At 39.1% G+C, this 15,494-nt stretch carries 15 protein-coding genes; 8 read left to right on the top strand and 7 right to left on the bottom strand.

Annotated features, from left to right (window positions below):
- Positions 1–597 carry a hypothetical protein gene (locus tag QZ574_RS02305; protein WP_297086360.1) on the top strand — a complete coding sequence of 199 codons (597 nt, stop codon included), beginning with the start codon at positions 1–3 and terminating at the stop codon, positions 595–597.
- Between the two features lie 50 nt (positions 598–647).
- Positions 648–1,691: a hypothetical protein gene (locus QZ574_RS02300; protein WP_297086358.1), complete on the top strand. Its 1,044-nt coding sequence runs from the start codon at positions 648–650 to the stop codon at positions 1,689–1,691.
- A 36-nt stretch (positions 1,692–1,727) separates the two neighbouring features.
- Here QZ574_RS02300 and QZ574_RS02295 read toward each other — a convergent pair whose 3' ends face one another.
- Positions 1,728–2,636, bottom strand: a complete 909-nt coding sequence (locus tag QZ574_RS02295) for a glycosyltransferase (RefSeq protein WP_297086356.1) — start codon at positions 2,634–2,636, stop codon at positions 1,728–1,730.
- A gap of 124 nt (positions 2,637–2,760) precedes the next feature.
- Here QZ574_RS02295 and QZ574_RS02290 point away from each other — a divergent pair, with 124 nt between their 5' ends.
- Positions 2,761–4,155: a redoxin domain-containing protein gene (locus QZ574_RS02290; RefSeq protein WP_297086354.1), complete on the top strand. Its 1,395-nt coding sequence runs from the start codon at positions 2,761–2,763 to the stop codon at positions 4,153–4,155.
- Positions 4,156–4,198: 43 nt separating this feature from the next.
- Complete coding sequence (locus tag QZ574_RS02285) at positions 4,199–4,672, top strand: hypothetical protein (RefSeq protein WP_297086352.1); 474 nt, start codon at positions 4,199–4,201, stop codon at positions 4,670–4,672.
- Between the two features lie 58 nt (positions 4,673–4,730).
- On the opposite strand, the gene QZ574_RS02280 is transcribed toward QZ574_RS02285, so the two are convergent.
- Positions 4,731–6,914 carry a T9SS type A sorting domain-containing protein gene (locus QZ574_RS02280; RefSeq protein WP_297086350.1) on the bottom strand — a complete coding sequence of 728 codons (2,184 nt, stop codon included), beginning with the start codon at positions 6,912–6,914 and terminating at the stop codon, positions 4,731–4,733.
- 149 nt (positions 6,915–7,063) lie between these two features.
- On the opposite strand from QZ574_RS02280, the gene QZ574_RS02275 reads away from it, so the two are divergent.
- From QZ574_RS02275 to QZ574_RS02260, 4 genes are all read left to right on the top strand, one after another.
- The gene (locus tag QZ574_RS02275) at positions 7,064–7,444 is read left to right on the top strand and encodes a heme-binding domain-containing protein (RefSeq protein ID WP_297086348.1); all 381 of its coding nucleotides are present in this window, start codon (positions 7,064–7,066) and stop codon (positions 7,442–7,444) included.
- 1 nt (position 7,445) lies between these two features.
- Positions 7,446–7,919 carry a heme-binding domain-containing protein gene (locus QZ574_RS02270; protein WP_297086346.1) on the top strand — a complete coding sequence of 158 codons (474 nt, stop codon included), beginning with the start codon at positions 7,446–7,448 and terminating at the stop codon, positions 7,917–7,919.
- A gap of 216 nt (positions 7,920–8,135) precedes the next feature.
- Positions 8,136–8,549, top strand: a complete 414-nt coding sequence (locus tag QZ574_RS02265; RefSeq protein WP_297086344.1) for a threonyl-tRNA synthetase editing domain-containing protein — start codon at positions 8,136–8,138, stop codon at positions 8,547–8,549.
- Between the two features lie 100 nt (positions 8,550–8,649).
- A complete protein-coding gene (locus QZ574_RS02260) occupies positions 8,650–9,885 on the top strand; it encodes a DEAD/DEAH box helicase (RefSeq protein WP_297086342.1) in 1,236 nt (411 codons plus the stop codon).
- 25 nt (positions 9,886–9,910) lie between these two features.
- Here the strand turns inward: QZ574_RS02260 and QZ574_RS02255 are convergent, their stop codons facing one another.
- The 5 genes from QZ574_RS02255 to QZ574_RS02235 form a co-directional block, all read right to left on the bottom strand.
- On the bottom strand, positions 9,911–10,579 hold the full coding sequence (locus QZ574_RS02255) for a DUF1080 domain-containing protein (RefSeq protein WP_297086341.1): 669 nt from the start codon (positions 10,577–10,579) through the stop codon (positions 9,911–9,913).
- Between the two features lie 33 nt (positions 10,580–10,612).
- Complete coding sequence (locus QZ574_RS02250) at positions 10,613–11,929, bottom strand: SO_0444 family Cu/Zn efflux transporter (RefSeq protein WP_297086337.1); 1,317 nt, start codon at positions 11,927–11,929, stop codon at positions 10,613–10,615.
- A gap of 211 nt (positions 11,930–12,140) precedes the next feature.
- Positions 12,141–13,616: a ketol-acid reductoisomerase gene (gene ilvC, locus QZ574_RS02245; RefSeq protein WP_297086336.1), complete on the bottom strand. Its 1,476-nt coding sequence runs from the start codon at positions 13,614–13,616 to the stop codon at positions 12,141–12,143.
- 264 nt (positions 13,617–13,880) lie between these two features.
- Positions 13,881–14,762: an AraC family transcriptional regulator gene (locus QZ574_RS02240; protein ID WP_297086335.1), complete on the bottom strand. Its 882-nt coding sequence runs from the start codon at positions 14,760–14,762 to the stop codon at positions 13,881–13,883.
- A 12-nt stretch (positions 14,763–14,774) separates the two neighbouring features.
- Positions 14,775–15,458 carry an outer membrane beta-barrel protein gene (locus QZ574_RS02235; RefSeq protein WP_297086333.1) on the bottom strand — a complete coding sequence of 228 codons (684 nt, stop codon included), beginning with the start codon at positions 15,456–15,458 and terminating at the stop codon, positions 14,775–14,777.
- Between the last annotated feature and the right edge of the window lie 36 nt (positions 15,459–15,494).

The raw sequence follows: 15,494 nt of genomic DNA, 5'->3' as shown, positions 1-15,494 counted from the left end.
ATGGAAAAAAAGGATAACATAGAAAAATTAATTTTTGAAAACATTGATGCGTTAAACGACAACGAACCAATGGAAGGACACTTTGCCCGTTTTGAAGCCAGACTTAATGCACAAAACAAACAAAGCAAAAAATTAAACCTAAGCCTTATTTGGAAAATTGCAGCTGCTGCAGTATTTGCATTTTTAATTGTAAACCAGGCTTTTATATACCTGTCTCCCACCAACCAGGGTATTTTTAATGCAAAAAATAACAACTCCGCTGTTTCGCTGGCATCTATATCTCCTGAATATGGCGAAGTTGAATACTATTACACCAATTCAATTAACAACGGAATTGAACAATGGAACAAATGGATAGCCGAGGGCCTGGTTTCTGAGGATGAACAAAATATGATGAATGACGAACTCGCCGAATTTGAAACCTTGTATCAATCTCTTCAGGAGGATTTAAGCGCCAATCCAAACGACGAACGCGTAATCAATGCCATGCTGGAGTATTACCAGGCGAAGCTTAGTGTAATTACCATAATTATAACAAAACTTGAAGAAGTGCAGCAAAAAACGCAAGAAACACCAACTGAGGTTATGGCCATTTAACCAAAACAATTAGAAATAAAAGTATTTGTAAAAATTAAAACCAGAATAAAATGAAAACAATTAAAAGTATGATGTTACTGTTTGTAATCGGGCTAATAGCTGCCGGAACAACAGTAGTTGCTGAAGAAAAAACAAAAGAATACAACGAAGCATGGCCGGTTGATGCAGTTACTTCGCTGGAAATTGACAACCGTTTTGGAGAAGTTAAAATAAACAACCAGGGCGGCGATGAAGTTACCATTGATGTTATTATTACCGTTGAAGCGCCCAACGAAAATAAAGCCGATGACCTGCTGGATTTAATTGAGGTTAATTTTAGTAAATCGGGGGGTACAGTAAAAGCTGTTACCGAAATTGAAAACAATTTTAAAAGCCAGAAACGCTTTAGTATTGATTATAAAGTAAATATACCTTCTGACAAGAACCTGAAAATAAGTAATAAGTATGGCAATACTGTTGTTGGAAAACTTACCGGAAATGGCGAATTTATATGTAAATACGGAAATTTCACGGCTTATGAATTAAGTACACCAGAAACGGGGTCGTTAAACCTGGTGCTGGCCTACGGCAATGCCAATATTGGAGCTGCTTCGTTTATGAACCTTGATGTTAGCTATTCTCCAATTGACATTGAAGAAGCCAACAAGTTGAAAATTGAATCGAAATATTCTTCAATAAATGTGGAAGAATGTAATGCTGTTAAAATTGAATCGAAATACGACAAATTTAAATTTGAAGAATTACAATCGCTTACAGCACGCACAAAATACACCAATATTAAAATTGAAGAATTAGCAAAAAGTTTAAAAATTGAATCGGGCTATGGAAGCATTAAAGTAGACGAAGTTGACCCGGGTTTTGAATTTATTGACATTACAAACAGTTACGGACAGATTCAGCTTGGACTGGATGACTCAGACTATTCGCTTGATGCCAGCTGCGATTATTGCGGTATTTCATATCCGTCTGATGAATTTACAGGAAATCGGATTAAAGAAAACCATACAAGCACTATAGTTGGAACAGTTGGTTCGGGGATGGGTGGAAAAGTAACCGTTAAAAGCCGTTACGGCGATATAAAACTTGACGATTAAAAAAACACTTAGACAATTCTATAAACCGTTGGCAATTTAATGCCAGCGGTTTTTTATGCTTGCATAGTAACCAAGTTTATACAAATCAAACAAAAATAACGACGGCCGTCTGCTTTTCAGGTTTGTTTCCAGTTTTAAACGGTAACGATTAAAAAGCAGAGCTAAAAACCTACCGGGAATAAAAAAAGTTAACAGTCGGTTTTTTCGTAAAAAGTTCACCTGACGATAGAATTTATGCTCCCCTTCCAGCAGCTCTTCAGCAATTTTCTTTAAGTTCGCCAAAGCCATGCATGTTTTCTTCAGAAATACCTGGGCGCTCTCTAGCCCTGTATGTTCAAGTGGGTTATCAATATGATAAATTTCGATACCCTGACAAAAAAGATCGTAACCCAACAAGGTATCTTCATGGCCATATTCGCGCAGCTCTTCTCTAAAAGGTATCTGCTGAAATAAATTCCGCGAAATAAGAAAATTATTTGATGTGATAATAAATCCCTTGCTCTGGTTGCGCCTTGCTGCCGATATGGCTTCGCGCCTACTTCCATAGGTCCAACGCAGCAATTTTTCCGGATCAGCAGGTTCTGATGAAGCATAAGCCGTACCACCACACAATACCCGATTGCCGGAAAGCTTATCAAAGTAATTTTTCAAATAATTTCCGCTTATCAATTTCGAATCGGCATCCATAAATAATAACCACTCACCCCCGGCATCTTGGCCCATCTTGTTACGAATAGCGGCCCTGCCTACATTCTTATCCAGCTCTTTATAAATTACATTTGAAATATCTTTTACGGTGCGGTTTATCGACTTAAAAATCTCGTCTGACCCGTCGTCGTAAACCCTTATTTCAACTGACAAATCCAAACGAATAGCTTGCTGGTGTAACTGATTTACCAACTCAACAATTTCAACATTATAAACCGGAATATTTACCGAAAGCATAATTTTATTTTAACAGGGCCTGAATTTAACAAACATATACCAACATTGTATATCTTAACGAATTATTCTGTGTTTAATGGTTTGTTTGATTTTTATATTTTTAGCCAAAGATTAACCATATTAGATGATACGATTTACTATTTTCATTTTTACACTGCTAAGCTTTCAGCTAAGTGCTCAGAATTATACTATCGAAATTCAGCTCGCGCAGGCACCAGATAAAAGTGTACAACTCACTTATCATTACCTCGGTAAAATTTATGCAGCCGATACGATAAAACTCAATGCTGATGGTTATGGAACCTTTTCAGGCGATTCATTGTTGCCACAAGGCTTATATAAAATACTTGTTGATAAAGACCACCATTTTGATTTTTTACTTGGAGCTGACCAGCAGTTTAAACTTACCAATGCAACCTTTGATGGTAAAAATGCCCAATTTGACGGCGCTCCCGAATCAGCTTTATTTGTGGATTATATGAATTTCCTGAATAACCTTCAACAAAAAAGTGCCGCTATCAGCCAGGCGTATAAAACAGCCACCGATGCTGAAAAAATAAACCTTTCAGAACAACGCCGGAAGCTAAATGATGAAATGATGGAATATTGGGAAATGATCCGAGAAAAGCATCCGGAGTCTTTTCTTTACAAATTTATAACCGCCAACTATGTTCCGGCTCTTGATGAATCTACTCTGGCTGATTCCATTATCCAAAACGATTCGTTGTTGCTGCGGGTACGATTTAATTATCAGCGTCAGCATTTTTGGGATTACTTTGACTATACCGACGAGCGCTACCTTTACACCCCTTTTTACAAATCGAAAATTGAAACCTGGTTTACCAAAGTGCTCTACCCTGCTTACGATTCGGTAAAACCTTACGTCTACAATTTTTTAGCCGATGTAAAACCCAGCAAACGTATTTTTCAGTTTGCATGCGCTTACTTTTTAAACAGCAGCATAAACAGCAACATAATGGGAATGGATGCCTTATTTATTGATATCGCTCGCGATTACTACTTTAGCGGAGAGGCTTTTTGGGCATCAGACGAATCGATGGAGCAGATAAGAGAGAATGTGCTTTTTCTGCAAGATAACTTGATTGGGCAAACTGCTGCAGACCTCACCCTCGAGAGTTTTGACGGCGAATTTATCAAACTGCATCAAATTACTGCCAAACGCACATTGGTGGTAATTTACGAACCCAATTGCTCGCATTGCAAAGTATTTATTCCGCAACTGTACAAAGATGTTTATCTGCCCAATAAAGCCAAAGGCCTGGAAGTGTATGCCATTTACTCGATGGACGATAAAGAAGAATGGGGCGACTTTTTAACCCGGCACAACTTGTTTGAGTGGATAAATGTTTGGGACGAGCACCACAGTTCAGGATTTAAAATTAAATACGATGCCCGAAAAACCCCGGGTGTATACTTGCTTGATGAAAACAAACAGATTATTGGTAAAAAAATGACAGTTGAACAGCTACAAAAAATTATTGAACGTGATTTGAACTAAGCACTGTTTATGCCTGTTATCTTGTTAAAAAAACAGCAAAAAGATGAATGAACAATTCAATAAAGAAGAAATTTTTAAACGACATTACGATTGGGGTAATGCCATTATTGCTCTTGGAAAAGTATTTACCGAAAAAGGTGATATTGTAAAAGCTGCCGAAGAGTTGGTTGATTCGTTTTACGGTTACGACGAAGGCACTGTGCTGTTTAAACCTACTAAGGCAACAACCCCGCAGTTCAGGTCGAATAAAGAAGAAGCTGTTTCCTATTTTGTTGGGGGTAACGAGAAATTTCCCGAGGATTTGGGTTTTGCGCTACAACCCTGGGTTAAGGTGCGTTTTGAAAACCACGGTTTTATTGCCAATTTTAAGCAGGCCATTACCATGGGAAATTATTTTTTTATTGATGCAAACGGCGCCGAAACAAAGGTAGAGTACACAATGGGGTTTTTCAAAACCGAAAATAACCTGCTAAAACTTAACCTGCATCATTCGTCATTCCCCTTTAAACCCGAATAAGCCGGGTTACTTACACAAAGTTTTGATGAGTAATCCGAGTAAAATTGACCGATAAATTTTACCAGGGCACGTACGAAATTTTTCGGGTAACATAAGAGTCGCCATACGAAAATCGCACAAAATAAACGCCCGGTGTTTTTCCCGATAAATTAATTTTTACGCGATACATATCGGTCTGCTCCACTTCTGTTTCAATGGCCTGTCCTATTAAATTATACACCGAAATATTATTCGGGTCAATCTCATTATCCGATTCCAAAGTTAACGCACCTGCCGTTGGATTTGGATAAAGCCATACATTTTCGGGTTGCTCCACAATTGGAGGATCTGTTGTTAAACTATAATTGCAGGCCACCAATTCAATAACGTTTACCATTGCAAAGTTTTCGGTATTCATGGCAGCAAAGCTTTGCCAGCTTCCATTTTGCTTCAGGTAAAAATGGTTCGTAGCTTGTTCATTTTGCCTTAGCGACTGATAAATGGCAAAAGTATCGTTTGCATTTATACCACTCAACTCAAATCCAACAAAAAAGGTATCTGCCGGTTCTACCAACTCATCGAAGCCAACAAAATTCATGGCATCCTCAGCCCAGTTATTTACAAACACATCTTTACTGTAAATCAATTGTTCAGGAATACGATTGCCATTGTATACCTTAACCGTAATTTTATTGTCTGGATTGTTACTTTCCAGGCGCCCCACACCAAAAGCAACTCCATCCAAAATTTCATTTCCATCAATGGCAAAGCGCTCAACAAACTCATCAATACCAACCGAATTTGTTCCGCCCCAGTAACCTTTTGTTTCTCCTGAAACGGTAATGGCAATATTTCCGTGCTCATCCGCATCGTTTAAGTGTGTAAAGGCATTACATAAATCTTCTTTGGTATTAAACTGTTTCCCATCAACACTTGCTGCACCTGTATCATTAGGGTCAAGCCAATATTTTAATTGTTTTGTTGAATCGGTTCGATAGTCCCACTGCATGGCAAAACGAGCATAATAATCGTTTACCGGGTTACCACACATTGCTGCACCCCCCGAAAGCGTACCAATTAATTGATCGTTAAAATTAAATAATGCACCGCCTGATGAGCCTACCTCTGTTACACCTTCATCCCACCGCAACACTTTAAAAGATCCATTGGTTGGATTTTTAATGGTTGATGATTTAAAAGTAGCATACTCGGGCATGTCATAGTCGAACGATATTTTCTTCACATCTCCCATGGGGTGATGAATACTAAGGGAAGAATCGGGTAAACCTGTCGAGCGGTCCCAGCCTGCGTAGTATGGTCTGAAATCGGGCGGAGGAATATCATCGAGTTCAACCAATGCAAAGTCCAGGCTATCAAAATGAGCTTTCATTACTGCTCCTGATAAGGAATGAATAGGATCACCATCCAAAGGGGCGCAATACGGACTCTCGTAATTAAATGTATAAACTGTGGTTTCTGCCAAATCCCATTCGTCGTAACAATGTGATGCCGACAATACATAAGGTGTTTCATCCTCGGCAGTATTATTAATGAGTGTACCTGAACACACTTCTCGTCCATCAACAATTAGCCGGCAAACTGCATCTTTTAGTTGGCTCCACCGTTCTCCAATTTCGCAGTTAACATCAATATTGCAATCGCCGGCAATTTGCCCCTGAATGGGTCTTCTGTCAAACTTCAAAATCCCCATAAAATCATGGTTTACCCTGCTTATTGTAAAGTCTGTGGGTGTTCCCAATTCTTCAGGCACCTCGTACTGCACCGTAATTCTTTCACCGGCAACCGGCGACACCGCAAACTTTTCGCTTGCTTTATTATTCCTCGAAGTATAAGCTCCCAAATAATGGTTTGTTTCTTCGTTATAAATAAACAAGCGTCCCTTATTATGAAGTTTAAAATCCTCGAAAATAAGATTCAGAGAGTAAGCTCGTTCTGAAACGATATCGAGTTTCCAAACATTTACACCAGAATTAGTGGTGTACCAGGTACCGGAATTTTCAGGGGTAAAATCCACCTCAAAAGCATGGGCAAAAGTTAAGGCTTTTAATTGCATGTGAGCCGACTGATTTTTTGCCAAAGCGGCATCAATAACTTGTTGCTTCAGTACAGGCATTTTTTTGTATGGAGGTTCTCCGCTTTTTAGTGTAAGCACCTGCAAGGGGAAGCCACCTTCAGAAAGTTGGCCGTGTACAGAGTTTACCACCAAAAGGAATAGAATGAGTACAGGAATGTATAAACGCATCTTCAAATGGTTTTCTTGAAGGATAAAAAATATTTGGCCGTAAATTACGTATTTTTTACTCATTTCAGGTTAAACATGTAACATTTCAACAAAAACTCCAGTAAAGTGTTTTATATTGTACATAAACCAATAAAGCAAAAAAAATTATTATGAAAAAATCATTCTTCCTTTTTGTTTCTGTATTTGTTATTGTAAGTTTTATTGCCATTGGCTCGGATAAGCCTGAGAAAAAAAGCGTTATGCCAGAGAATGTTAAGGCAGTAATCGACAAATCGTGTTTTGGCTGTCACAACACCGACTCGAAAAATGAGGATGGTAAAGACGCACTTGATTTTAAAAAGCTGGAAAGCCTCTCTAAAATTAAGCAAATAAGTGCCTATAAAGAAATTTCGGAAGTGGTGGAAGAAAATGATATGCCTCCGAAGAAATTTTTAGAACGATTTCCGGAAAAAGCTTTGAGCGATGCGGATAAAAAAGTATTGATTGAGTGGTCGAAAAAAGAGGCGGAGACTTTGGTTAAAGGAATTTAATATGCGCCGATTTTTACGATTTTTCTTAGTACTCTTGCTGCTTACTTTTATTGTGATGCAATTCTTTCAAACCGAAAAGAATAATGAACAGGTAAGCAGCAAGCATATTTTTAAACAAGAGGAAGTACCGGAAAACATCAGGCAGATTTTAACAGCTGCCTGTTTAGATTGCCATTCTAACCAAACCAACTACCTCTGGTACAACAAAATTGCACCCGTATCGTGGATTATTGACAAACACATTCAGCATGGAAAGTCAGAACTTAACTTTTCGGAATGGGAAACGATGGATATTTTTGAGAAAATTACGATGCTTGAAGAAGTGTGCCAGGAAACCGAGCGAAAAACCATGCCACTAAAATCGTACAGTACCTTGCACCCCAAAGCAAAATTGAGCGACGAACAAATTGCCGCACTTTGTGCCTGGACTACAAAATTATCGGAAGAGTTACTGGCCAATGCTGCCGGGAAATGATATTTCGCCAGCTTTTATTTCTGAGAGTTCTATAAAAATGAATAGCAAAATCTAATTCAAATTAAAAAAACTCACCCTGCTTGTTGCTACTACACAAACTTTCATCTTCATGAATAGAAAGGGAGAGTTAGTCGAATAAAGTTGCACTCTCATTCCTGTTGATGATTCCCGGAAATCATGAATGTTTTAATAGTATCTTTGCCAAAAATTTGTAAAATGAAGGTATTGGTAATGTATGTTGATGAGTTTTCGTATCAACCCGCACAGAAAAATCTCGATGCCGTTGAAGATATTACAAAAGGAGCTGCGTATTCAGATTCGATTTTAGCTTTTATTCAAGTTGAAGCAATCGATGAAGAAAAAGACGTTAAAAGCCGTGAAAAAAAGTTGGTAAATCATTTAAAATGGACAGCTCGAAAAAACAATTGCAAGCGTATTATTTTGCACTCTTTTGCTCATTTATCCGAATCGAAAGCTTCAGTTGAGTTTACTAAAGAATTGTTTGACCTAGCCGAGAAACGCCTTAAAAATGCCGAATTTGAAACGGCACAAACTCCTTTTGGTTATTTTTTGGATTTAAATATAAAAGCTCCGGGTTTCTCGCTGGCGCGTATTTGGGCAACGCTTTAAAATAACAATACTTTTAATTTCAGCAGTCAATAAGGCGAAGCTTAACCTTTTGATTCTTACCCTAAATAAATTCGCCTATCTTTGCGGCAAAATAAGCAAAATGAGATTTGAGGATTATTCCATATCCAACACCATAAAAAACAACCTGGAAAAGAGCGGATTCCGCAGGCCAACCGATATCCAGTTTAAGGCTATTCCCCCAGTATTAAAAGGAGAAGATGTACTGGCAATTGCCCAAACCGGGACCGGGAAAACAGCAGCATTTGCCATTCCTGTTGTGCACAATATCCAACAATTAAAGCATCAACGAAAATCGCAGGGAATTAGTTGTCTGGTAATGGCACCTACGCACGAACTTGCGCAACAAATTAGCGGGGTTTTTACTTCAATTGCAAGAAATACCGGTGTTAAAACAACTGTTATTATTGGTGGAGTAAGCCAGGATCCTCAAATCAGCAGATTAAAAAGTGGCACCGATATCCTCGTGGCTACTCCGGGGCGTTTATTCGATTTGGTGAGTCAACAGGTTATACGGCTCGACCAGGTAAAAACGCTAATCCTTGATGAAGCCGACCATATGCTCGACCTGGGTTTTATAAACGACATTAACGACCTGGTTCGTCTGTTGCCGAAAAAAAGACAAACTTTATTCTTTTCGGCCACAATCAATAAAAAAATAAAAAAACTGGCTTACTCGCTCGTTAACAAACCGATACGCATTCAGATTTCGCCAAAAAATCCGGTGGCAAAAACCATCGAGCACCAGGTGGCCTTTATTGAAATGGACGATAAACGTGCATTTCTTGAACGGTTGGTTGACGAAAACAAGGAGGCCAAAATTCTTGCCTTTGTGCGAACAAAAGTACGAGCCGAACGTGTAAAAAAAGCAATGGAACGCGTTGCCATTAAAAGCGAAACTATACACAGTGATAAAGATCAGGCAGAGCGCGACAGCACCATGAACCGTTTTAAAACCGGAGAACTTAAGCTATTAATTGCCACCGATGTTAGCGCACGAGGAATCGATATTCCGGATGTTGATTTTGTGGTAAATTATGACTTGCCCGAAGTGGCTGAGAATTACGTTCACCGGGTGGGAAGAACAGGCCGTGGAAATCAGAGAGGCAAAGCTGTATCGTTTTGCAGCAACGAAGAACGTGAAATTCTGAAAGAGATTGAGGGCTTTTTAGGGAAAGAAATTTCGCGTTTGGAAATTGAAAAACAAGACTACCTTGAAACCCTCGATTTTACCAAAGACACCGATTATAACTGGCAAAAATTAATGCGCGATAACGAAAAAGAACGTAAAGCTGCCAAAAAGAAAAAACGTAAATAGGTGTACTGCTGGTGTTAGTGGTAATTTAAAACCTACGGATAAACATATTTCGTAATTCGGCGGTGGTTTGCCAGGTGCAAATGCCAAAGGGTTTTGATAGACTCACTTCCGGCCGAATCGTAAGTTCAACTTCAGGATAGGCCAGGTCTACCATTTGCTCATCGTCAATCCAGGCCATTATTTTTGTATCGCTTACCTTTAGGCGCACAGCATACCACACATCTTTCTCAAAATGTTTTAAAACTTTCGTTTGGTTTTCCGATGCATCTACACCATCAATACAACTTAAACCAACAACAGGGCCTCCCCACCCGCCAATTATCAGCGAACAGAAATCATTATTAACCGGGAAGGTTAATCCGCAAAAAAAATCATTACCCACCGTTTTGCGCGCTTCCAGCTGTATCTCATAATTTATCTTTGGGAAAGTATCTGTCCAGGTTATTCCGCTACAACCATCGCCATAATTAATTATCAATTTACCGTCTGTTACCATAACCGGCCCCTCAGTACCAAACGAGGTAATTTGCCATTTCCCTAACGATTGACCATCAAATAATGTCTGCCAGCCTTCAGGTACCTTTTGTTCAGAAATCTGTTTTTCGGGTGTTTTTTCGTTCTGCCCTGAGCGGTGACTACAACTCGAAAAAGCAAGAAGAACAACGAAAACAACCGGCACTATGAATCGAATCATCTTTTTTAGTTAAAGGTAAAAAAGAACTCACCCTCATCCAATAAAACGATAGCCTAAATTATTTACCGATTCTTTTATCTTTTCTTTTTTGTAACGCGAGCCGCTAACTTTAACGGTATTTCTTTTGCTATCAGCAACTACACTTTTAACACCCTTTATTTTCTTCAGATTACTCACCACGTTTGCTTCACAATGCGAACAAGTCATTCCTTCAACAGTAAAGGTTTCGCCTGTAATTTCGGCAACCCGCTTTCTTTTAAAAAAGTCTTTTAAGAAATACCCCAAAACCATTGTACCAATCAGTAAAATTGATGAAAACCATTGCAACCATTTCGGCAACACCTCGTGGTTATGCGCTCCATCATGCAACATGGTAATTTTTGATAATATAAAATCAGCAGGAATTAAAAGGTTGGTTAACCAACCAAAAAATACAGCACCGCCTATAATTGTAGCCAGGTAAATCAAAAGTGATTTTTGGCCCATAGTTTTGCCTAACACGGTAATTGTTGCCAAATTGGTAGCGGGCCCGGCCATTAAAAACACAAGGGCTGCACCGGGCGAAACGCCTTTCATTAAGAGCACGGCTGCGATGGGAATTGAACCTGTTGCACAAATATAAATCGGAACAGATGCTACCAATACAACAAGTATTTCAATAATTCCGAGGCCTTGAAAACGGCTAAAAAAATCGTTGGGTAAAACCACCGAAATAAGGGCAGCTAGTAAAAAGCCAATAATAAGCCAGCGGGCTATATCCTGCAATAATTCAATAAAAGCATAATCAACGACACGAACCAGCGAGTGCCGCTGATCATTCTCTTCCTCATCGTGGCATCCACAGTCATCATCTGCACAACTTGGTTCGCCTTTTACCGTTGCCACATCAAGCGAGAAGTTCGCAAAAGCTGAAGGGTTTGCTTTAGGCTTTGGTTTGTCTTTTACAAAAATATTGGTTAACACGCCACCGGCAACTCCGGTAACAAAAGCCACCAGCGGACGCAAAACAGCAAAGGGCCACCCCAGCATTGAATAGGTTGCCAAAATGGAATCGACACCGGTTTGGGGTGTGGAAATCAGAAAGGAGTTACTAGCTCCTTTTGAGGCACCATTTTTATAAAAAGAGATGCCCGTTGGTATTACGCCACACGAACATAAAGGCATAGGAATACCAAGCAAAGACCCGTTTAATGCCGATTTAAAATTGGCCTTCCCCATGTATCTGTCGATATGTTTCTGCGGGAAATATACTTTTAGCGCACCGGCAAAAATTAATCCCAACACCAACCATGGCGCCATTTCCATTATCAGGTACCAAAGTTCTCCGAGGTATTGTTGAATGTATGTCATCCTTTTCTTTTTTCAAGGTCTGTTGCTTGATTTCAACAAACTTATTTCTGCAAATATAAACATATAGATAATTCAATACATTAAGAACTGCTTATTTTACGATGCGTCTTACTTTATTTGGCAGAGGGTAGGTATAAAAGAAAACCGGCCCTACCTGTAAAGGCAGAGCCGGTAATAAAAATATATAATCGTCTGTTTTTTTTCAGATCAATTAAATAATTGATTTCATGGCTTCCATTGCATCGCGCAATTCGGCACCAATTATTTCCACATCATGGTAACGAATTTCGTCGTTAATTTCAATCAATTCTTTGTTATCCACATGAGCATCCATTCCTTCATTGAAATTAGTTCCGATAACGTTCGTTTCAATTTTCTTCATAAAATCAGTCAATAAAGGTTTACAGGCATGGTCAAAAAGATAACAACCATACTCTGCAGTATCCGAAATTGTACGATTCATTTCGAAAAGTTTTTTACGGGCAATTGTATTGGCAATCAGCGGAGTTTCGTGTAACGATTCGTAGTAAGCTGATTCCTCTTTAATACCAGATTCGGTCATTACTTCAAAAGCCAGCTCTACCCCTGATTTTACAAAAGCTACCATTAAGGTACCATTGTCGAAATACTCTTGCTCGGTAATTTCAACATCTCCTGCAGGTGTTTTCTCGAAAGCTGTTTCGCCGGTGGCAGCACGCCATCCCAGCAAGTTTTTATCATCGTTAGCCCAGTCTTCCATCATGGTTGTAGAGAAAGTTCCACTCATAATGTCATCCATGTGTTTTTCGAATAAGGGGCGCATTATTTCCTTTAATTCCGCTGATAATTTGTAGGCTTCAATTTTTGCCGGATTCGACAAACGATCCATCATGTTGGTAATACCTCCGAGTTTTAGTGCTTCGGTAATGGTTTCCCAACCATACTGAATTAGTTTTGACGCATAACCTGCATCAATTCCTTTTTCAATCATTTTATCGAAACACAGTATAGAACCGGTTTGCAACAATCCACATAAAATTGTTTGCTCCCCCATAAGGTCAGATTTTACTTCAGCCACAAACGACGATTTCAACACGCCGGCCTTGTGTCCTCCGGTACCAACGGCATAGGCTTTTGCAATCTCCAATCCATCGCCATTTGGGTCGTTTTCGCGGTGTACCGCTATCAGTGTAGGAACTCCAAATCCACGCACATATTCCGCTCTAACTTCTGAACCGGGTGACTTTGGTGCCACCATAATTACGGTAATATCATCGCGAATTTGCATTCCCTCTTCTACAATATTAAAACCGTGAGAGTAGGCCAAACAAGCACCTTTTTTCATTAACGGCACCACCTTATTCACTACCGGAGTGTGTTGTTTATCTGGCGTTAAGTTAAGCACCAAATCAGCTTTGGGAACCAATTCTTCGAAAGTACCTACTTCAAAACCATTTTCAGTAGCATTTAAAAACGATGCACGTTTTTCATCAATTGCCACCTGGCGCAATGCATAAGCTACGTTCAGCCCGCTATCGCGAAGGTTTAAGCCCTGGTTTAAGCCCTGAGCACCACAACCAAGCACTACTATCTGCTTTCCTTTAAGTTTTTCCACTCCGTCAGAAAATTCCGACTGATCCATAAAGTCACATTTTCCTAACTCTTCTAACTGTATCCGTAAAGGAATTGAATTGAAATAATTTCCCATCTGTTTTATTTTTTAATAATCTATTCTTTTTTGAGTCTCCGGTAACTTACCCGGAAAAAATAATAAATTCTGCCGTCTCGTATATAGCCAACAAATTTTACCTGTACAAAGCAATAAAATATTCGTTACAAGAAAATGTAAAATTACATGATTTTTAGGTAATTTTCATGGATTAGGATTTACAAACCACCACAGACATTATTTTACCCCATTAATTTTCAATATTTTAACAACTCCTATTGAATGGAATATTTACTCTTGGCGCTACATCGAGCGAGTTCGAAACTGCAGTGGCGACATACCCACTTCGCGTTTAAAAAATTTGGCAAAGTAACTTTGGTCGGGGAAATTCAGTTTAGTAGCAATCTCTGTTACCGAGAGGTTGGTGTGAACCAACAGGCGTTTTATTTCGATAACTTGTTTTGCCTTTATAATTTGCGACGACGTTTTACCTGTAAGCTGACTTACTGTTTGTGTTAAATGGTTTGCCGTTAATGCCATTAAATCGGCATATTCGGCTACCGTAAGGTTCTCGTGAAAATGTTCTTCCAACAACTGAAAGAATTTTTTAACTATAATATGCCCTTTTCCTTTCCATCGGTTTTCGTCATAAGGATATTGTGCCGCACAGGTGGTCAGAATCAGATCAAGTACTGCCCTCAAGACATCAATTGCGCCTCCTTTTTCTTTCTTTATTTCTTCAATTCCTTTTTGAAATAAACGCTCAAGAAAAAGCACATCGTTTTCATTTTCAAGAAGCAAGGGAGGATTGTTTTGCCGAATGGTAAAAAAGAAGGGAAATTCAATTAAACGATTAGGGTTGCGTTGGTTTATGAGATAAAATTCGGAAGTAAAAATAAATATATAGCCATCAATATCGTGCGATAAGTCGATTTTATGGGCTTGCCCCGGCGACATAAAAAACACACATGGGGGCTTAATATCATATTTGTTCCCATCAATAACATGCGAGCCACTGCCCTTTTGCAAGTACAGCACTTCAAAAAAATCGTGCCGATGCGGATATTTAACCGCAAAATGGCGATTTGCATCAAATACTTCTACTTGAAACTGCTGGCTTGCACGTTCTTCCGAACTGAAATTATGCAAGCTGTAAACGGGAATATTTTCAGCGTCAGGCTTCAATAAACGCAGATTTTAGTCATCCAACCTCAGGGTATATCCGAGGGATAAACGGAATACGCGGGTTTTTGCCTCTTCGGTTTCTAAGGTTGCAATATCAGCAAAACCATGGTCGTACGATACACAAATGTTTAAACCACGATGGCTTAAGAAGCCTATTTTTCCGGAAACGCCGTAATCCAAACGCTGGTAGTCTCCTTCTGATCCCCAGTTTACACTTTCCGAATTACTTGTAGGGTCTGCCCCCTCGTATTGAAAAGTTATTGATTCGTTGCCGAATAAACCGGCTCCCACAAAACCTCCGGCACCAACATAAATTTTATTTAACGACCGAAACCGATAAATGTATTTTAAATAGGCAGGAACATCAATGAAATAAAGTGTTGTTTTGTTCTTGTGGCTGTAGCTTGGTTCTTCCAGTTTTTGATGAAAGCCTTTATTTTCAAAAATCAAACCACCCTCTACAGCTATTTCCTGCGACTTATCCTTGTTTAACACATACTCATACAGCGCACCAATATTCATTCCGTAAAGGGGTTTAAAGGTATCTTCAATATCAGTATTAACTGATCCAAATTTAACATCGGTGGTGGCCATGTTGGCCCCTCCAAAAAAAGTTACCGAAGGGTACTGCGCCAAAACCGTAGCCGACAAAAACACAAAAAAGATTACAGCAGAGAGTCTTACAGATTTTTTCATTTCTTAGTTATAATTGGGTTTATAAAAACATGTTGA

The sequence above is a fragment of the uncultured Draconibacterium sp. genome, assembly GCF_913063105.1.
In the GTDB taxonomy this organism is placed as follows: domain Bacteria; phylum Bacteroidota; class Bacteroidia; order Bacteroidales; family Prolixibacteraceae; genus Draconibacterium.
The sequence above is the reverse complement of the archived record's forward strand: the minus strand, read 5'-3'. Positions and strand labels throughout refer to the sequence as shown.